Here is a 20,272-nt window from a genome sequence, read left to right on the forward strand (position 1 = left end):
AAAACAAGAGGTAGTGATGCTGCTGAAGGACAAGGTGGTGCTGGTGACCGGCGCCTCGCAGGGGATCGGCAAGGCCGCCGCGATCGGTTGCGCTCAGCACGGCGCGGACGTGGCGATCAACTACCACTCCGACGAGGCCGGCGCCGCCGACGCCGTCGCCCAGATCGAGGCGCTCGGCCGCCGCGCCATCGCCATCAAGGGCGACGTCGCCAATGTCGAGACTTCCAAGTCCTTCGTGCAGGCCGCTGTCGACGCGTTCGGCAAGGTCGACGTGTTCGTCAACAACGCCGGCATCTGCCCGTTCCACGCCTTCCTCGACATGCCGCCCGAGGTCATGGAGCGGACGATGAAGGTGAACCTGTTCGGCGCCTACTACATGGTGCAGGCGGCGGCCAACCAGATGGTCAAGCAGGGTAACGGCGGCGCCATCATCGCCGTCAGCTCGATCAGCGCCCTGGTCGGCGGCGGCATGCAGACGCACTACACCCCGACCAAGGCCGGCGTGCACAGCCTGATGCAGTCGACCGCCATCGCCCTGGGCAAGTACGGCATCCGCTGCAACTCGGTGCTGCCCGGCACCATCGAGACGGCGATCAACAAGGAAGACCTGGCCGACGTCGCCAAGCGCGAATACATGGCCGGCCGCATCCCGCTGGGCCGCCTGGGCGAGCCCGACGACCTGGCCGGGCCGATCGTGTTCCTGGCCTCGGACCTGGCCAAGTACGTGACCGGCGCGGCGCTGCTGGTCGACGGCGGCGCCTTCGTGAACTTGCAGTAGTCCCGTGATCGTCTCGTCCACGACGGACTTTCGCGAGGCGGCGCGGCGCAAGCTGCCGCGCTTCCTGTTCGACTATATCGACGGCGGCGCCTATGCCGAGCGGACCCTGGGCCGCAACGTCTCGGACCTGGCCGACATCGCCCTGCGCCAGCGGGTGCTGAAGGACGTCTCGGCCGGCGATCCCTCGACCACGCTGTTCGGCGTCAAGCAGGCCCTGCCGGTGGCTTTGGCCCCGGTCGGTCTGACCGGCATGTATGCTCGTCGGGGCGAGGTGCAGGCGGCGCGCGCGGCGGCCAAGAAGGGCGTACCGTTCTGCCTGTCGACCGTGTCGGTCTGCGATGTCGACGAGGTCAGCAAGGCCTCGTCCGCGCCGATCTGGTTCCAGCTCTATGTGCTGCGCGACCGGGCCTTCATGCGCGACCTGCTGGCCCGCGCCAGCGCGGCCGGCGCTACGGCCCTGGTGTTCACGGTCGACATGCCTGTTCCCGGCGCCCGTTATCGCGACGCGCACTCCGGGATGAGCGGCCCCAACGCCGCCGCGCGCCGCATGGTGCAGGCGATGTTCAAGCCGCAATGGGCCTGGGACGTCGGTCTGATGGGCCGTCCCCACACCCTGGGCAATGTCGCCCCGGTGCTGGGCGCCAATTCGGGCCTCGAGGACTTCATGGGTTGGCTGGGGGCGAACTTCGACCCGTCCATCCAGTGGAAGGACCTGGAATGGATCCGCGACCTCTGGAAGGGCCCGCTGATCATTAAGGGCGTGCTGGACCCGGAAGACGCCAAGGCCGCCGCCGACATCGGCGCGGACGGGGTCGTGGTCTCCAATCATGGCGGTCGCCAGCTGGACGGCGTGCTGTCCTCGGCCCGCGCTCTGCCGGCCATCGCCGAGGCGGTCGGTGACCGTCTGACCGTGCTCGCCGACAGCGGTGTGCGCTCGGGCCTCGACGTGGTGCGGATGCTGGCTCTGGGCGCCAAGGGCGTCCTGCTGGGCCGGGCCTTCGTCTATGCCCTGGCGTCGCGCGGCGAGGCGGGCGTCACCCAGCTGCTGGACCTGATCGAGAAGGAGATGCGCGTCGCCATGGCCCTGACGGGCGTGCGCGACATCGCGTCGATCGACCGCTCGATCCTGGCTGAGCTGGAGCGGTGATCGCCGCGCTGGCCCTAGCGGTCGCGGTGGCGGCAACGCCGCCGCGCATCGTCATCGCCAGCGACTCCACCGCCGCCAACTACGGCCCGTCCCAGTACCCGCAGATGGGCTGGGGCATGGTGCTGAAGTGCTCGCTGGATCCGCGCGTCGAGGTCGTGAACCTGGCGCGCGGCGGCCGTTCGACCAAGACCTTCATCGAGGAGGGCCTCTGGGACCAGCTGCTGGCCCAGCTGAAGCCCGGCGATACCGTCCTGATCCAGTTCGGCCACAACGACGCCGACACCAAGAAGATCGTCCGCTTCACCGACCCGAACGGCGCCTACGACGTCAACCTGCGGCGTTTCGTGGCCGACGTGCGGGCCAAGCAGGGCGAGCCCGTGCTGGTCACCCCGATCGCCCGCTGGCTGTGGGAGAACGGCGCACCCAAGGACGCCCATGCGGCCTATGCGGCGACCATCCACCGCGTGGCGACCGACCTGAAGGTCCCTCTGGTCGACCTGGACGGCGACATGATGGCGGCGCTGAAGGCGAGGGGGCAGCTGGCCTCGCGCGGGCTCTATCTGCAGTACCAGCCCTACGATCAGGTCGTCCGTTATCCGGATGGGATCAAGGACGACACCCACATCAACGAACAGGGCGCGCGTCTAGGCGCGGCCTTGGTGGCGACTCGTCTGGCCAAGCTGAAGCTGCCGCTCTCGCGCTACGTCCATCCCGCGCCGCTGGACAACCAGGCCCGGCTGGGCGGCCCCAGCTGCCCTTAGGCGGATAAGAAAAATGGAGCGCCTCGCGGGGAGGCGCTCCATAGGCCCGCACGGGGGGAATGGCGGGTAAAAAGTGCGCAGCGGGGGCACGAGGAGGCGACCGCCCACTAACAGATAAAATCCCAATTTGTGAGATATCATCCGATATAATGAGATTGCTTGACAGCCTGCCGGGTGTCAAGCCAAAGGTGCGATAGAGCCCGAAGTGGCCTGACCAAATTGGGAGGTGTCGTATGTCGCGCTTGTTTGGGCCGCTCGCGCTCGCCGTGCTGGCCGCCGTCGCGCCGACCCAAGCCCTGGCCCAACGGGCCGAGTTTACGTTCAACGACGGCTGGCGGATGGCGACGGGCGAGATCGCCGGCGCCGAGACGCCTGGGTTCGACGACGTCGCCTGGAAGCCCGTCACCCTGCCGCGCGCCTTCAACGAGGACGAGGCCTTCAAGGTCGACATCCATGACCTGAAGGGCGGGATCACCTGGTACCGCAAGCGCTTCGTCCTGCCGGCCGTCTTCGAAAAGGCCTTCCTGGAATTCGAGGGCGTACGCCAGGCGGGCGACGTCTACGTCAACGGCGTGCTGGCCGGCGGCCACGAGAACGGGGTCACGGCCTTCGGCGTCGACGCCTCCAAGCTGCTCAAGCCCGCGCCGTTCGAGAACGTCGTGGCGGTGCGCGTCGACAGCGACTGGAAGTACAAGGAAAAGGCCACCGGCAGCGGCTTCCAGTGGAACAACAACAACTTCAATGTGAACTACGGCGGCATCCACCGCGCCGTGCGACTGCACCTGACCGGCGGCCTGCACCAGACCCTGCCGCTGTATGCCAGCCTGGGCACGACGGGCGTCTACATCTGGGCCGACGACTTCGACATCAAGGGCCGGACGGCGACCGTCAATGCCGAGTCCGAGGTCCGCAACGAGACCGACCGTCCGCGTACCTTCAGCTACCGCGTCACTGTCCGTGACGTGGGCGGCAAGACAGTCGGTGAGTTCACCGGCCCGACGCTCACCTTGGCGCCGGGCGAGACTCGCACCGTCTCGGCCAAGCAACGGCTGTCTGGTTTGAACTTCTGGAGCTGGGGCTACGGCTATCTCTATGGCGTCAACACCGCGCTGATCGAGGGCGGCAAGGCGGTGGACGAGGTCGTCACCCGCACCGGTTTCCGCAAGACCGCTTTCGGCCAGGGCATGGTCCGGCTGAACGACCGGGTGATCCAGGTGCATGGCTACGCCCAGCGGACCAGCAACGAATGGCCGGCCCTGGGAACGGACATCCCGCCCTGGATCAGCGACTTTTCCAACGCCCTGATGGTTGAGAGCGGCGGCAATCTGGTGCGCTGGATGCACATCACGCCAGCCCGGCAGGACGTGACCTCGGCCGACCGCGTGGGCCTGCTGCAGGCCATGCCCGCCGGCGACGCCGAGAGTGACGTCACCGGTCGTCGCTGGGATCAGCGCAAGGAGGTCATGGCCGACGCCATCGTCCGCTTCCGCAACAACCCTTCGATCGTCTTCTATGAGGGCGGCAACGAGAACATCAGCGACGAGCACATGGCCGAGCTGAAGGCCATCCGCGACAAGCTTGATCCGCACGGCGGCCGCGCCATCGGCTCGCGCGAGATGCTGTCCAGCAAGGTCGCCGAGTACGGCGGCGAGATGCTGTACATCAACAAGAGCGCCTCCAAGCCCGTCTGGGCTATGGAGTACTCGCGGGACGAGGGCGCGCGGAAGTTCCAGGACGACTTTACCCCGCCGTTCCACAAGGACAGCCCCGACTACAACCGCAACCAGGACAGCCACGCGGCCGAGAACGTCCGCCGTTGGTACGACTACTGGCGCGCGCGGCCGGGCGGCGGCGATCGGGTCAGCTCGGGCGGCGTCAACATCATCTTCTCCGACAGCAACACCCACTTCCGCGGCGACAACAACTATCGCCGCAGCGGCGAGGTGGATGGCATGCGTCTGCCGAAAGAAGGCTTCTATGCCCACCAGGTGATCTGGGACGGCTGGGTCGACGTCGAGCGGTCGCGCAGCCACATCATCGGCCACTGGAACTACGCGCCGGGTACGGTGAAGGACGTGCTGGTCGTCTCCAGCGCCGACAAGGTCGCGCTGGTGCTGAACGGCCGCGCCCTGGGCTTCGGCAACAAGAGCGACGGCTTCCTGTTCACGTTCCCGCAGGTGGCCTGGGCGCCGGGCAAGCTCGAGGCTGTGGGCTATGACGCCAAGGGCAAGGTCGTCTCGCGCCATGCTCTGGTGACTACCGGCGAGCCGGCGGCTCTGCGCCTGACGCCACGCACGGGTCCGGGCGGCTGGAAGGCCGACGGCTCGGATCTGGCCCTGGTCGATGTCGAGGTGGTCGACAAGCAGGGGAGGCGTGTGCCGACGGCGCTAAACACGGTCAGCTTCTCGACGACCGGTCCGGTGGAATGGCGCGGCGGCATCGCCCAGGGCGACAGCCTGGGCCGCAAGCCCTCGCCGCCGGCCTCGGGCGAACCCGAGAAGGCGGCGGGCGCCGACCAGGTGACCAAGTTCCCCGGTGCGGCGCGCTCGGACGACAACTTCATCCTCTCGAAGACTCTGCCGGTCGAGGCGGGGGTCAATCGCGTGTCCCTGCGCTCGACCCTTGAGGCGGGGAAGGTCGTGGTGACAGCCAAGGCCGACGGGCTGCCGGACGCCTCGATCACCCTCGACGTCGCCGCGCCGCTCAAGGCCGACGGCCGCTGGCCCGTGGGCGACGACGCCTTGCCGGTCAGCCTGGTGCGGGGCCCGACGCCGGCGACGCCGTCGTTCAAGCCCTGGCGCGTCACGGTGCGTCCGGCGCAGACCATCGCCGGCTCGAACGCCGACACGGTCGCCCTGGCCCAGGACGACGACGAGATGACCCACTGGGCCAGCGACGGCCAGCTGGCCAACGCCTGGATCGAGTACCGCCTGGACAAGCCCCAGGTGGTCGACGAGCTGGAGCTGAAACTGATCGGCTGGCGGCTGCGCTCTTACCCGCTGCGCGTCACCATGGATGGTGCGGTGGTCTATGAGGGGGTGTCGGCCAAGAGCCTGGGCTACGTGGTGCTGCCGTTGAAGGCGGTGGAGGGCTCGCGACTGCGGATCGCCCTGACCGAGCCGACGGTGGATCGCGACGCGTTCGGCAAGATCGTCGAGATCACCGGCGCGCGGGCGGGGCTGGACACGGGCGCCGAGAAGGTCGCGGCCGGCGGGCGACTGGGGATCATCGAGGCGGAGCTGCATCGGCGTATCCCTTGATTGCCTTCCTCGCCCTTGTGGCGAGGACCCATGGCGCCGCCAGGCGTGGCCCAATGGAAAGGGCGCGGCCAGTGTTGGCGCGCGCCCTTGTTTCTCAGCACGAGCTGAACCCTGGGTCCTAGGCACAAGGCCTAGGAAGGCAGGATGGATGGCTGGTCCTAAGGCTGCGCCTTCGCCACCTCGACAGCATACACCTGGCTCTGCCCGTGCATGTTCGACCTGAACACCAGCCACTTGTTGTCCGGTGTGAAGTTGACGTTCGGCTCCAGCCGATAGTCATGCGCGCGCATGTCCACCAGGCGCTCCGAATCCAGCACGCCCGGTGCGATCAGGTGCTCGGCCCCGGGCGCGTGGATGCCCGCCACGTCCGGCACGGTGCGGGGCTTCAGCAGCACGATCCACTTCCCATCCGGCGCATGGGCGACCATCTCGCTGTCGCCGCCGTCGCCGGCGAACAACTTGCCGTCCGACGATGAGTTGAAGTGCACCGACCAGTCGTTGCGCTGGACGTGCATCCAGTTGCGCTTGCCGGAGGCGACGTCGTAGCCGGCCACCCAGAAGTCCTCGCCGCGCGGGGTCTGCAGGTCGTACCAGACGGTCTTGCCGTCGGCGCTGAACCACTCGTGGCCCGCGATCTCCATGTTCATGGTGCGGGTGTGGATCTTGACCGGCTGGTCACCAGCCTTGTCCGTCCGGATCAGCCACAGGCGGTCGACCTTGTGCCAGGGACCCTCGTGGCAGAACATCAGGAGGCCCGGATCGGTCGGTGAGAACTGCAGGTGGTTCAGCCAGTCGGTGGCCTGGTGGACGACCTTGCGCTCGCCAGTGACCGTGTTGATCGTGAAGATCTCCATCGGGATGCGGCTGTCGAGGCGCGCGTTCAGCTGCACCTCGCGGCCCTCGGCATAGGAGAGCTCCTTGCCGTCGGCGCTCTTCACATCGTCGGGGTTCTTGGGCAGGGCGTCCATCATGTTGGGCGGGATCGGGACGTCGTTCCGCACCACCACGCCGGCCAGCAGCGTCTCGTCGGCATTGATGGTCTGCAGTGAGCCGCGATCCATCTTGGCGACCTCGCGGACCGCCTTGGTGTAGGGATCGACCGCCATCACGGCCTTGGGGCCGCCGGGGTTATCGGTCAGCGACTTCTCGTAATAGACCGAGCCGGTCTTGCGGCCGACATACAGCAGCCGGACCTTGCCCTCGACGATCCTGGTCAGGGCGCGGGTCTTCAGGTCCATGGCGACGATCCCGGTGGGAGTCGCGAAGACCAGCCGGTCGCCCTTGGGCGTGTAGCCGTTGTAGTTGAAGTACAGGCTGGAGCTGCCCGGTTCGCGCGACAGGCGGACGATCCGGTGGCCGGTGGTCTTGTCCACCCACTCCAGCGGCGGCTCGGGCGCGCCGGGCTTGCCCATGGTCATGACGTCCTGGGCGTTCGCGCCGCCGACCAGGAGCAGGGCGGCCAGACCGCCAAGAACAAACGACTTCATTGCGACGCCTTACGAGTGACGATGGCCGCGGGCTTGGGCTGTTTCATGCCTTCGCCCAGGTGGAAGCTGGTGTGCGGCGGCTGGTTATAGGCGGTGTTCTGCCAGGCGATCGAGACGCGGTACTGCGGGTCGTGCATCAGCGTCACCAGGCGGCGGTCGGTGGGATAGGGCGTGGCGTAGATCCGCAGGGATTTGTTGTCCTCGGCCCGCCAGATCACCTCTTCACGCCAGTCGCCCAGCAGGTCGGCCGACAGGGTCGGAGTCGCCTTCGTGCCGTTGTTGGAGGTCATGCCCTCGGCGGTCAGCAGCGGCTGAGCCTGGCCGGTCTTCCAGTCCCACTTGCTGATCTGGTTCTTGTCCAACAGTTCGCGCAGGGGGTCGCTGTCCCACCAGACCGCGAAGTTGGTCTGGCGCGGGTGCTTGGCGCCCTCGATCACCTGGCCCTGGGCGGTGTAGAGCGCGTCCGAGTTGCTGCCCCAGGCCTCGTCGCCGGGGAAGCGCGGGTCGATGTCGGCGGCCAGGCCTCGGCCGGTGTCCTTGTCGGTGGGCGTGCTCCACAAGACCTTGCCGGTCTTGGCGTCCAGCATGGCCGCGCCAACGCCGCCATTGCTCTTGGGGCTCTCGTGGACGCCGAACTTCTCCAGGCCCGGATGGGTGGGATCCAGGTCGCCGACATGCATGGTGTCGCCGTGGAAGAGGCGAGCGCTCCACAGGCCCTTGCCGTTGTCGTCCACGCTCATCGAGCCATAGACGATCTCATCGCGGCCATCGCCGTCGACGTCCGCGACGCTGAGCTGGTGGTTGCCCTGGCCGCCGAAGGCCTCGTTGCCCGGCGTGGCGCTGTCGAACAGCCAGCGCGGGGTCAGCTTGCCATCCCGGAAGTCCCAGGCCGCGATCGTGCTGCGACCGTAGTAACCGCGCGCCATGATGATGCTGGGCCGCTGGTCGTCCAGATAGGCGGTGCCGGCCAGGAAGCGGTCCGAGCGGTTGGCGTAGCCGTCGCCCCAGATCTCCGTCATCTGCTCGACGCTGGGAGCATCGGTGCGTGGATCGCGCTGGGGCGCGTAGGGAGCGCTGGCCAGGGCCTTGCCGGTCGCGCCCTCGAAGACGGTCAGATATTCGGGACCCTTGAGGATGCGGCCCTGGACCTTGGCGACCTTGGTCCCGTCCGGCTGGACGAAGGCGCCGGTGCGGTCGGCCTGGGGCCGCTCGCCGCCGCTTTCGCGCCAGTCGGCATTGGCGTCGCCCAGCACCTTGCCGGTCCCGTCGATCGTGCCGTCGCTGGTGCGCACGGCCAGCTCGGCCTTGCCGTCGCCGTCATAGTCGAAGACCTGGAATTGGGTGTAGTGCGCCCCGGCCCGGATGTTGCGGCCCAGGTCGATGCGCCACAGGCGCTGGCCCTCCAGGGTGTAGGCGTCGAGATAGACGTCGCCGGCATAGCCGCCAAAGGCGTTGTCCTTCGAGTTGGTCGGGTCCCACTTCAGAATGATCTCGTAACGACCGTCGCCGTCCAGGTCGCCGACGCTGGCGTCGTTGGCCGTGTACGAATAGGCCTCGCCCGTAGGCGTCACGCCGGCCGGCGGCGGATCCAGCGGGATCGACAGATAGCCGTCGGTCCAGACACGGGCAGGGCGGCTGGCCACGCCTTCCTTGACCTTGGCGACCCGGCGCACCGTGTAGGCGCCCGCGCCGGCGGTCTTGTCGACGAAGTCGGTGCCGCCGCTCAGCGGCTTGGCGTTCAACCGCTTGCCGTCCTTGTAGAGATTGAAGGTCGCGCCGGCCGGGTCGTCGCCCAGCAAGCGCCAGCTGACCAGCACGCCGCCGTCCTTGGCGGGCACAGCGACCACGCCGCGATCCAGTGATTCCATCCAGCGCGGCGCGGCGTGGGCCGCTCCCGTCGCCAGCAGCGCGACCAGGCCGGCGGTCGCCGCGAATCTCGTCTTTCTCAGAGCCATAACGCGCCCTCCCTGAAAGCCCCTTCGTGACCCCGGGGCCGCGTGCGGCGGCTTCTTCGACTCCACGCCCGCGAGAGCGCGTTTCAGGATCGCTCAGGTTTACATCACGAAACCTACGTTATGTCTTCCCACAAATTGCGTTGACATCTCAACATATGGCACTACAGTAATTGTACTAATAATGCGCCATCGTGTTTGGTGCGGACCCCTCGGGGCCGAGACCGACCGGTAGGCGTGCGGGACCCCGTGGGGACGGGGTTTCGGCCATACAGGGAGGGACACCATGCAGCTCACACGGGCTCGCCGCCGCGCGGCCGCCGCTACCGTATCGATCCTGGCCTTGAGCGCCGGCATCGCACTGACTTCGCCGGCCCTGGCGCAATCCACGCCTCCAGCCAATGCGCCTGCCGCAGCCCAGGACAACACCGTCGAGGTGATCGTCGTTGGCGCCCGCGCCTCGCAGCAATCATCCATCCAGCGCAAGAAGCGCAGCAAGACGGCTCAGGACTCGATCGTCGCCGACGACGTGGGTTCGTTCCCGGACAGCAACGTCAACGAGGCCATGTCGCGCATCGCCGGCGTGGCCATCGAGCGCAACGGCTTCGGCGAGGGCGACGGCTTCGCCATTCGTGGCAACGGCGCGGACCTGACCCGCGTCGAGCTGGACGGCCTGGGCGTCGCGGCCTCAGGCTTCAGCCTGGCGGCCGGCGGCGGCGATGGTCGCTCGGCCGACATGCGCGAGCTACCCGCCGAGATGATCAAGAGCCTGGACGTCATCAAGGGCCAGACGGCTGACATGACGCCCGGTGGCCTGGGCGCCACGGTGCAGATCCAGACCCGCACGGGCCTGGACTTCAAGAAGCCCTTCCTGTCGGTGCGCGGCGCGGCCGCCGGCAACACCCTGTCGAAGAAGGCTGGTCCCGAGATCGGCGTGGTGGCGACGCGGAAGTTCTTCGACGACCGCCTGGGCGTGCTGGGCAATATCAATTCGACCAAGCGCTACAACGACAGCCATGCCCTCAACAGCGCCGGCTCGAACAACCAGCAGGGCTACACCCGCTTCGCCGACTTCGACAATTCGCCCGACAAGACCTGGGCCTATAACCCCGCGGCGACCACCGGTCCCGACGCCAGCACGCCTGTGGGCACGTGGGCGCTGGCCAGCGGTTCGGGCAATTTCAACGCGCCCACGCCGCTGGACATCGTCACCAAGTCGGCCAACGCCAAGACCAAGGCTGACTGTCTGGCGGCCTTCCCGCTGCTGACCGACACCCAACTCAACACCATTTCGCCGGGCACCAGCAACGCCAACCGCCAGGCGGCTCAGGCGGCGATGATCAACTCGCAGATCAGCTGCCTGAACCAGTGGAACGACTACGCGCCCAACCTGATCCGCGACCAGAACTGGTCGCAGTACGAGAAGCGGTTGGAGTGGGACCTGCGCCTGGACTACCGGGTGACCGACAACCTGACGATCTTCGGCAAGTACCAGGTCGCCAATCGCAGCCAGCATGAGGACAACCGCCAGCGCACGCGCGGTGGCATCACCTCGCTGGGCGTGGCCACCGCCAACCAGGTGACCTCGCCGCTGGTGACCAACACCTTCTATCCGACCGGCACGATCAACCCGCTCTCGTCGGTCGCCGGCTCGGGCTACTACATCTACAACAGCGGGATCCCGACGGGGGTGTCGGCGATCGACACGACGCCGGGGACCGTGGTCACGAACAACTCGTTCCCGATCTATGGCATCGCCGCCAACATCATCCCGGGCTCGATCAAGGTCGACAGCGCCCACCACCTGACCTCGTTCGACATCACCAATGCCGCCATCGGCATCGATCACATCGAGAACACTCAGGACTGGAAGACCAACTACCTGACCTACGGCGCCGACTACAATCGCGGGCCGCTGAACGTCGAGTTCCGGGGCGGCCGCACCGAGGCCAGCTACACCCGCTACGACCGCCGTTTCGCGCGCAGCTACACCTACGGCAACGCCACCATGACGGCGTTGGAGAACGGCATCTGGGACATCAAGACCCCGGCCGGTTTCGACGAAACCAACATGACGAACTTCGCGCAGATGCTGGCCCCGACGGCGCCGGGCATGGCCAGCTACAGCGCCCTGTCGCGCCTGCAGTGGAACCCGCGGATCGTCGAGAGCGGCGAGGACCAGTACAAGCTCGACGTCAGCTATCTGACCGACGGCAAGATCCCGTTCTTCACTCGCTTCAAGATCGGCGGCTTCTATCGCGAGGCCAACACCAACTCGTGGGGCGCCGGCGGCTACACGCCCGCGGCCGGGGTGTTCGTCCCGACCATGGCGCTGCGCAGCGACGTCCGCGCCTGCGAGAACCTGCCGACCACGACGGCGGCCAATGCCTGCGTCTATGGCTATGCGCCCAACCCGACGACCGGCAACACCTTCCTGTACGGCATCGAGACGGTGCCGCAGTCCAAGCTGATCTCGATCTTCCAGAACAGCCTGCAGAGCAATTCCGGCCCGTTCATGAAGGGCTATGACGGCACCAAGGGCCTGACGGTCTGGGACAGCATCGACGTGCCCAAGGCCTTCAGCGAACTGGCCAGCGCCGCCAACTACAACTTCGACTGCGTGAAGTCGTGCAAGGGCAGTGACGGCAAGGTCTACGACCAGCCTGTCAACAAGGCGCTGGAGAAGTACACGTCGTGGTACTGGATGGCCGAGTTCGAGCAGCAGCTGCCGCTGAACATGGAGCTGAACGGCAACCTGGGCATGCGCATGCTGAAGACCCAGGTGTCGGGCTCGGGCTATGTGGGCCTGACCTATACGCTGAAGACCCCGGCCTTCAACCAGGCCGACCCGACCAATCCGGCGGGCATCACCAGCGCCACCTTCACCAAGCCGGTCAGCATCAACCGCGAATATACCGGCTGGATGCCGGCCTATAACGCGGCCCTGTGGACCATCCCGGACAAGCTGGTGATCCGCTATTCTTGGGCCAAGACCATTGCCCCGCCGCCGCTGAACCGCCTGTTCCCGGCCGGCTCGTGCACCTATGACGAACGCCGCGAAGGCTTCCAGGACAGCGACGGCAGCGAGCAGGACATGGCCTGCACGAACACCTTCGGCAATCCGGACCTCAAGCCCTACACGGCGACCAAGAACAACACCTCGATCGAGTGGTATCCGAACCGCGACACCTCGTTCAGCCTGGCCTACTACCGCCAGAAAGTGCGGATCGGCGCGCCGGTCCAGGTGCCGCTGAAGAACGGCAACATCTTCGCCGGCAGCGACGAGATCGTCCCGGGCACCACCAAGCGGCTGTCCGAGTACGAGTTCGGCGTGAACACCTTCATCAACGGTCCGGGCTACGTGCAGTCGGGCTGGGAGTTCGTGGCGCGGACGGCCTTCACCTTCCTGCCGTGGGAGTTCAAGCACATGGGCGTCGACTTCAACATCTCGACCACCAAGTCGGGCACGGCGGCGGCCTATATCGACCCGCTGACCGCCGAGTCTCTGGATCCGGCCGGCCAGTCCAAGTACTTCGCCAACCTGGTGCTGTGGTACGACGATGACGTCACCAAGATCCGGATCGCCTACCAGACCCGTGACCGGGTACTGACCTGCATCTCGCCGTGCACTTCGACGGCCAGCTCGCCGGTGCGCAACTCGCCCAACACCAATGTCGGCAACTTCGTGGGCTTCCCGTACAATCCGGGCGAGCCGCTCTACTCGGAAAAGTACGAATATCTGGACGCCAAGATCTCGCGGAAGATCAATCCGAACCTCGAGATCTACGCCGAAGGTCGCAACCTGCTGAACGCCGCGCGTCTCAGCGTCGGCTCCGAGCGGGCCGGCTTCGCCAACGCCCCGAACCCCTGGTCGGTGCAGTACGGCGGCGCGCGCTTCGCGATCGGCTTCGTCTACAAAAACTAGAGTGGGAGCAGTGGCGTGAGGGTATCGCGACGGGGTTTGCTGGGTTCGAGTTTGGTGATCCCCGTCGCGGCGTTGGCCGGGGGAGGCGTGGCGCAGGCCGCCAAGCCTTCGCCAGCCTCGGCCGACTTCCACTGGCTGGGCGACGCCCCGCCATCCGCGCCCGGCGCGGCGGTCTGGGGTGCGCCGTGGCCGCGCGGGGCGGTCAAACCCAAGACAACCCTGACGGCGATCGGCGCCGACGGCCAGGCTCTGCCTTTGCAGACCTGGCCTTTGGCGTATTGGCCCGACGGCTCGCTGAAGTGGACGGGGCACGCGCTCGCCGGGCCGGCCGCCAAGGGCTTCCAGGTCAAGCCTGGCAAGCCGATCGCACCGTCCAAGTCCGTCGTGGTGCGCGAAACGCCGGAGCGGATCGAGGTCACCGCCGGTGATCTCGTCTGCCGGTTCGCGCGGACAGGCTCGAACCTGATCGAGAGCGTCAGCCTGACGGGCCGCGAGACCCTGCGCGGCGGCCGTCTCGTCGCGTTGAACCAGAACACCCCGCCTGGCGACCTATCACCGCGGGAGACGGGGGTCTTCGACGGTGCGATTGACGCGGTTACGATCGAGCAGCGCGGCCTGGTGCGGGCGGTGGTTCGCTTCGAGGGCCGCCATCGCGGCGCAGGCCGTGACTGGTTGCCGTTCACCCTGCGCGTCGCGGTCGACGCCGACGGGCGGCTGGCCCTGACCCACAGCTTCACGTTCGATGGCGACGGGAACAAGGACTTCATCGCCGGCTTGGGCATCCGCTTCGACGTCCCGCTGACCGACGAACTGCACAACCGCCATGTTCGCTTCGCCGGGGAAGGCGAGGGGATGTGGGGCGAGGCCGTCCGCAACATCCCGGGCTGGCAGCCGACCAAGTTCGCCCTGGCGGCCAAGTTCCAGGACCAGCTGCGCGGCGAGCGTGTGCCCGACCTGTCGGCCATGGACGCCAAGACCCGCGACCAGTTGCTGACCGTGCCCGCCTGGAACGGCTATCGCCTGTTCCAGGGCGACGCCGACGCCTTCACAATCGACAAGCGCACCAACACCAAGAGCAGCTGGCTGCGCGCCGACCATGGCGGCCGCGCGCCGGGCCTAGGCTATGTCGGTGGCGTCTCGGGCGGGATCGCCTTCGGCCTGCGCCACTTCTGGCAGCGCCATCCGACGGGACTCGAGATCGACGGCGCGACGACCGACGCCGCGACCGTGACCCTGTGGCTGTGGTCGCCCCAGGCCGGGGCCATGGACCTGCGCCACTACAGCGACAAGGCCCACGGCCTGGAGATCCAGTACGAGGATGTTGAGGAAGGCCACAGCACCCCGCTGGGGATCGCTCGCACCAACCAGGTCTTCCTGTGGCCGGTCGCCGCCACCCCGACGCGCGCGGCGCTGTCGGCCATGGCCAAGGCGACGACCGAGCCGGCCCTGCCGGTCGCCGCGCCGGCCTACTACCAGAGCGTCGGCGCGTTCGGCGGGGTCTTCGCCCCGGTCGATCGCTCCTCGTCCGTGAAGGCCAAGCTGGAGGCCGCCCACGAGCGCCTGCTGGGCTTCTACCAGCACGAGATCGAGCAGCGTCGCTGGTACGGGTTCTGGGACCACGGCGACGTGATGCACACCTACGACCAGGATCGGCACGTCTGGCGCTACGACGTCGGCGGCTATGCCTGGGCCAACAGCGAGCTGGTGCCGGACCTGTGGCTGTGGACCGCCTTCATGCGCACCGGCCGCGCCGACCTGTTCCGCATGGCCGAGGCCATGACCCGCCACACCGGCGAGGTCGACGTCCACCACCTGGGTCCCTTCAAGGGCCTGGGCTCGCGGCACAATGTCAGCCACTGGGGCGACGGGGCCAAGGAGGCGCGGATCAGCCAGTCGCTGCTGCGCCGCCACTACTACTACCTGACTGCCGACGAGCGGACCGGCGACCTGATGGCCGATCTCTACGACGGCGACCACGCGCTGCTGGCTGTCAATCCTGTGCGCAAGGTCGCCGCCAAGACCAAGTATCCGACCCAAGCTCGCTCGGGGCCCGACTGGTTCGCCTTCGCCAGCAACTGGCTGGTGGCGTGGGAGCGAACGGGCGACACCAAGTGGCGCGACAAGATCGTCAAGGGCCTGGACGCCATCGCGGCCTCGTCCCACGGCATGTTCACCGGCCCGCCGTTCGGCTACGACCCGGCCACGGCGACCCTCTACGACCTCGGCAGCGCCTTCACGAGCAGCTACCACCTGGTGACGATCATGGGCGGGGCCGAGCTGGTGTTCGAGCTGGACGGGCTGATCGACGATCCGGCCTGGAGCAAGGCCTGGGTCCGTTTCTGCGCGTACTACAACGCGCCCCTGGCCGAGCGGCAGGCGGCCCTGGGTCCGGCGGCCATCGACCGCTACTTCGCCTATCCCGTCTGGCACGCGCGCCTGACGGCCTGGGCGGCCGTGAAGCTGAAGGATCCCGTGCTGGCCAAGCGGGCCTGGACCGAGTTCCTGGCCAAGACCAAGACGGGTCAGGAAAACAGCCCCGAGCCGATCACCCACGTCGCGGGGAGCGGCGTGCTGAACCCGATCGACGAGATGGAAGGCGTCTCGACCAACCAGTCGGCGCAGTGGGCGCTGAACCTGTTCGAGCTGCTGGCCCTGGTCGGCGACGCCGCGCCCGACAGCCTACCGGCCGGCTGGGAGTAGGCTGAACACTTCGAACTGGCGGACCCGCAAATGGCTCTGCGTGGTCCGCAGGCCAAACCACCCGCGGGTGTAAGGCTGCGGATCTTGGTGCTCGAACAGCCGGCGGCCGTCGCTCCAGTATTCGATACGCTGGCCGTCGGCGATCAGCCGCACGGTCGTCCAGCGGTTGGGCATCAGCAGCTCATCGGTGGCCGCGTGGTCGTGCTGCGGCAGCATCGGCCGGTCGCCGGCGCGGCCGACATAGCGGCGGAAGCGGGTGCTGGTGTTGGTATTGCCGCCCTGGCCGACATAGTAGGTCTTCAGCGTGTCGTAGTCGGCGAAGGCGCCGGAGCGCGGATGGTCCAGGGGCGAACCGCCGTCGACCTCGCGGGCCATCCAGAAGCTGTTCAGGTCGCTGACCCGGTCGAATGGCCCGCCTTCCGAGACGGCCTGCGCCTGGTAGGTGATGGCCACGGGACCGGCCAACTCAGGCTTGAACCAGGCGGTGAGGCCGGCCGGGGCGACGATGTCGAGCGCGCCGTCCTTGGTCGTCACGGTCGCCGGCTTCTCGGCCTCGATCGTCCAGCGCTTCAGGTCGCGGAAGTCGTCAGTGTGGAGGCGCTTGCCCTGGCTCGCGAACGGCGTGGCGACCAGGCCTACCAGCATGGCGCGGCGGCCCAGGATCATGCGTCGACCTCGCGAACGTTCTCGAACAGGCGCTCGGGACGGGCGTCCGGGGTCGTGGTCTCGATGGTCAGGTTGTCGATCTTGAGGCCGTCGACGTGTCGCGCCCACAGGCCGTGGACCGGGGACGGGCCGAACATGCTGGGTTCGGGATAGGCTTGCGGCAGGTCGCCCGGCCGCCGCTCGGCCCACTCCGCCGCTCCGCCGCCGCGATAGGACAGGTGGATGTTCGACAGGGTCACGTCCTGGATCGGCGAGTCCGGCAGGCCCGCGATCGTGGCGGCGTAGTCGGGCAGGACGTCGAAAGCCTCGATGTCGCGCAGCACGATGTTGCGCATCGCCCCTAGCGGCGTGCCTTCCGGTCCTCGCCGCCGGTCGCCGACCCGCAGGAAGATCGGGGCGGTGGTGACTTCCCGCAGATGCAGGCGCTCGCAGACCACGTTCTCCATCGTGCCGCCGTCCACGACCTCCAGCGCCAGGCCCCGCGAGCGCGTGAATCGGCAGTCGCGGATCGAGATGTCCTTGAAGCCGCCATTGGACTCCGTGCCCAGCTTGATGCGGCCCGTGACGCGGTCCTGGTCGGGCGAGACCAGCTGGGTCCGGCCGAAGGTTCCGTCCAGCATGGTGCCCAGATCGAAGCCGCTGACCTCGCAGCGCTCGATGATCACCTGCTCGGTCGGGATCAGTTCGCCCAAGGCCAGGGAGCTCTTCAGCACGATGGCGTCGTCATTGGGCGTGTTGATCCGGCAGCCGCTGACCAGCACCCGGCGACAGGCGTCGATGTCCAGGCCGTCGCGGTTGGTGTCGACCACCAGGTCGCGCAAAATCAGGTCCTCGCAGCCCGTGGCCAGCACCGCGAAGTGACCGCCCTGGAAGATCGTCAGGCCCTCGATCCGCACCCGCTTGGCGCGCTTGAGGGCGATGGCCTTGTTGCCCAGGCCGGCCATGGCCTCGACCTGCGGCGACAGCTCGGCCATCGCCTCGGCTGACAGACCGGCCATGCTGAGCGGGAACTCGCCGTCCTGCTTTTTCCACCGCGAGCCGGGGCCTTCGCGGGTCAGGCCGGCGCCGTCGATGCGGCCGGGACCGATGATGGCGACGTCCTCGACGTCCTCGCCCCAGATCAGGCTGTTGCGCCAATGGCTGTGTCCAAAGTCCTGCCAAAGGTCGTGCGGATTGGGCTCGGCGGCGTCGTAGGTCCCGCCGTGCAGGGCCGGATCGGCGGCCTTCAGCACGCAGCCTTCCTCCAGCCTCAGGGTCACGCCGCTGAGCAGGCGGATCGAGAACGACAGGTGGCGGCCGGCCGGCAGCACGACCTCGCCGCCGCCGCGCGCGTGGGCGTGGGCGATGGCGGCGTTGATCGTGTCGGTGGCCAGTTTCACGCGTAGAGGCCGTGGCGCTTGAAGAAGGCGTCCAGGGCCAGGGCGACCGGCGCGATCTGGCCGCTGCGATCCTTGAGCCCGAAGCCGTGGCCGCCGACCTCCTGCAGGTGCATCTCGACCGGGATCTTCCTGGCGCGCAGGGCCTGCCACATCAGCATGCTGTTCTCGACCGGCACGGTCTTGTCGTCCGCCGCCGCGGCGATGAACACCGGCGGCGTGTCAGCCGGCGTATTCAGCTCGACCGAGATCGCCTGGCGTTGGGCGTCCGTCGGGTTCGCGCCCAGCAGCTGCTTCAGCGATTGCCCGTGGGCGTAGGGCGCCGTTCCCGTGATCACCGGATAGAACAGGCCGGCCGCGAACGGCCGGGTCGGCAGCTTGTCGGCCTCGTCGACCGGTGCGTAGGTCTCGCGAGCGAACTGGGTCGCCAGGCGCGCGGCGACGTGGCCGCCGGCCGAGAAACCGATCGCCGCCACCTTGGCCGGGTCGACGCCCAGCGACGGCGCGCGAGCACGGATTAGGCGCATGGCTCGCTGGGCGTCCTGCAGGGCGACGTCGGGACCGGCCGCCCAGCCGTCGGCGGGCAGGCGGTAGTCCATGACGAAGGCGGTGATGCCCAGGCTGGCCAGCCAGGCGTCGATCGACCCGCCGTTCTTGCCCACGGCCACGCGCACATAGCCGCCGCCGGGGATCATCAGCACCGCCGCGCCATTGGGCTTGGCCGGTCGGCGCATCGTCAGCCAGGGCTTGGTCACGTTCAGGAAGGCGGTGTCGTTCGGATCGCCGCCGGGCGTGCGCAGGATCACGCTTTCAGTGACGGTGACCTTTTCGCCGCCCGGCGCCGCGCCGGGCCACAGGTCGACGGTCTCGACGGCGCTCTCGGCGGCGCGCGCCAGGGTCGGCGCGGCCACGAGGCCGGCGGCGAGGCCCAGCAGGGCGCGGCGGTCAGCTTCCACGGGGAATTTCCTGGCTGGACGCGGCGCTGGCAGGCACGGCGAAGGTCTCGGGCGAGGGCGGCTTGGTCGGGTCGAACGCCGGCAGGTCCGTGGCGAGATGGGCGGCCAGGTCCGGCACGTTGGCCCGGATGCCCTCGACCACGCAGCGCGCCAGCTGATAGGCGCCGTAGTTGTTGTGGTGGGTGGCGTCCTTGCCGCCGTCGTTGAAGGCCTTCCAGGCGTTGTCGGGACCCAGGGCCTCGTAGAAGGCCGCGCTCATCATATGGAGATCGATCAGTGGTGCGTTCAGCGCCTGGGCCGTCTCGCGCACCGCCTGCGGATAGTCGCCATGGGTGTTCACGATCTTGCCGGCTTCGTCGAACTTGCGGCGGTGCATTGAGGTGACCAGGACCGGAGTCGCGCCGCGCAGCCGCGCCTCGCCGACATAGGCCCTCAGATAGTCGCGATAGGTGGTGGCGGCCTCGACATAGGTCTGGGGCCAGTTAGCCTTCTGGTCGTTGTGGCCGAACTGGATCAGCAGCCAGTCTCCGCGCTTGATCTTGCTGAGGATCTTGTCGAAGCGCCGCTCGACCAGGAACGCCTTCAGGGTCTCGCCGGACTCGGCTTGGTTGGACACCGACAGGTCGGGCTTGAAGAAGCGCGGCAGCATCTGGCCCCAGCCGGCGGCGGGCTCGAAGCGCTGGTCAGTGACGGTGGAGTCGCCGGCCAGGAACACGGTCGGGACGGTGACGGCCTCGATCCTCAGTCGGCGCACGGCGGCCGTCGGGCCGCAGAACTCCAGGGTCAGCTTGTCGTCCCAGTCGTAGCTGCCGTCCTCGCGCGCGTTCAGCGCCACGTGCTTTCCGCCGGGGGCATTGGGCGGCGGCGGGGCCAGCTCGGGCCGGCGGACATTGACGACGATGGTGCGGGTATGGGTCTTGCGAGCGCCGACGCGGACGGTCTCCAGCATCAGCCGCCGGGACTCGGCCTTGACCGTGGTCTCGGACGCCTTGTCGCCGCCCAGGTCCAGCGTGATCCGATAGTCGCCCTCGGGGACCTTCACCGAGAACAGGCGGCCGGGACTCGGCTCGAAGCCGTGGCCGACGGCGGGGTCATAGGCCCCGATGGATGTGGTGGTGAAATCGAAGACCCACACGGGGGCGTCCTCCCTGGCGAGCGCGGCGCTCGGCGCGAGAACGAGGCCAGCCAGCAGCGTGCGCCGATCCAGGATCATGCCGCCTCCCTATCGCGTGCAAAGTCCAAGGACTTTGGTAGCGCCGCCAGG

12 protein-coding genes are annotated in these 20,272 nt (G+C 68.0%); 6 read left to right on the forward strand and 6 right to left on the reverse strand.

Annotation, left to right across the window (positions count from 1 at the left end; genetic code table 11):
* Positions 1-16: 16 nt before the first annotated feature.
* The 4 genes from lra1 (at position 17) to AC1RR5_RS05700 (ending at position 5,946) form a co-directional block, all read left to right on the forward strand.
* Complete coding sequence (gene lra1 / locus AC1RR5_RS05685; protein WP_454716865.1) at positions 17-778, forward strand: L-rhamnose 1-dehydrogenase Lra1; 762 nt, start codon at positions 17-19, stop codon at positions 776-778.
* A 4-nt stretch (positions 779-782) separates the two neighbouring features.
* Positions 783-1,925, forward strand: a complete 1,143-nt coding sequence (lldD, locus tag AC1RR5_RS05690) for an FMN-dependent L-lactate dehydrogenase LldD (protein ID WP_492920127.1) — start codon at positions 783-785, stop codon at positions 1,923-1,925.
* Positions 1,922-2,686, forward strand: coding sequence for a rhamnogalacturonan acetylesterase (locus AC1RR5_RS05695; protein WP_492920129.1), 765 nt, complete (start codon positions 1,922-1,924; stop codon positions 2,684-2,686). Before lldD ends, AC1RR5_RS05695 begins: the two co-directional genes overlap by 4 nt.
* Positions 2,687-2,919: 233 nt before the next feature.
* Entirely contained in the window at positions 2,920-5,946 is a 3,027-nt protein-coding gene (locus AC1RR5_RS05700) for a glycoside hydrolase family 2 protein (protein ID WP_492920130.1), read from the forward strand.
* A 158-nt stretch (positions 5,947-6,104) separates the two neighbouring features.
* Here the strand turns inward: AC1RR5_RS05700 and AC1RR5_RS05705 are convergent, their stop codons facing one another.
* Both AC1RR5_RS05705 and AC1RR5_RS05710 read right to left on the reverse strand, forming a co-directional pair.
* A complete protein-coding gene (locus AC1RR5_RS05705) occupies positions 6,105-7,433 on the reverse strand; it encodes an oligogalacturonate lyase family protein (RefSeq protein ID WP_492920131.1) in 1,329 nt (442 codons plus the stop codon).
* Entirely contained in the window at positions 7,430-9,388 is a 1,959-nt protein-coding gene (locus tag AC1RR5_RS05710) for a rhamnogalacturonan lyase (protein ID WP_492920133.1), read from the reverse strand. Before AC1RR5_RS05710 ends, AC1RR5_RS05705 begins: the two co-directional genes overlap by 4 nt.
* Positions 9,389-9,671: 283 nt before the next feature.
* On the opposite strand from AC1RR5_RS05710, the gene AC1RR5_RS05715 reads away from it, so the two are divergent.
* Positions 9,672-13,310: a TonB-dependent receptor gene (locus AC1RR5_RS05715; RefSeq protein WP_492920134.1), complete on the forward strand. Its 3,639-nt coding sequence runs from the start codon at positions 9,672-9,674 to the stop codon at positions 13,308-13,310.
* Between the two features lie 87 nt (positions 13,311-13,397).
* Positions 13,398-16,010: an exo-rhamnogalacturonan lyase family protein gene (locus AC1RR5_RS05720; RefSeq protein ID WP_492920136.1), complete on the forward strand. Its 2,613-nt coding sequence runs from the start codon at positions 13,398-13,400 to the stop codon at positions 16,008-16,010.
* On the opposite strand, the gene AC1RR5_RS05725 is transcribed toward AC1RR5_RS05720, so the two are convergent.
* From AC1RR5_RS05725 to AC1RR5_RS05740, 4 genes are read right to left on the reverse strand one after another with little or no spacing between them, the layout of a single operon-like run.
* Positions 15,990-16,676 (reverse strand): DUF6250 domain-containing protein, encoded by a 687-nt coding sequence (locus tag AC1RR5_RS05725; RefSeq protein WP_492920137.1) that lies wholly within the window; start codon positions 16,674-16,676, stop codon positions 15,990-15,992. The genes AC1RR5_RS05720 and AC1RR5_RS05725 overlap by 21 nt on opposite strands.
* Entirely contained in the window at positions 16,673-18,055 is a 1,383-nt protein-coding gene (locus tag AC1RR5_RS05730) for a rhamnogalacturonidase (protein WP_492920139.1), read from the reverse strand. The genes AC1RR5_RS05725 and AC1RR5_RS05730 overlap by 4 nt, the downstream gene beginning before the upstream one ends.
* Complete coding sequence (locus tag AC1RR5_RS05735) at positions 18,052-19,008, reverse strand: alpha/beta hydrolase (RefSeq protein WP_492920141.1); 957 nt, start codon at positions 19,006-19,008, stop codon at positions 18,052-18,054. Before AC1RR5_RS05735 ends, AC1RR5_RS05730 begins: the two co-directional genes overlap by 4 nt.
* Complete coding sequence (locus AC1RR5_RS05740; protein WP_492920142.1) at positions 18,998-20,221, reverse strand: rhamnogalacturonan acetylesterase; 1,224 nt, start codon at positions 20,219-20,221, stop codon at positions 18,998-19,000. Before AC1RR5_RS05740 ends, AC1RR5_RS05735 begins: the two co-directional genes overlap by 11 nt.
* Between the last annotated feature and the right edge of the window lie 51 nt (positions 20,222-20,272).

Source organism: Caulobacter sp. GW821-FHT11E11 (genome assembly GCF_058808315.1).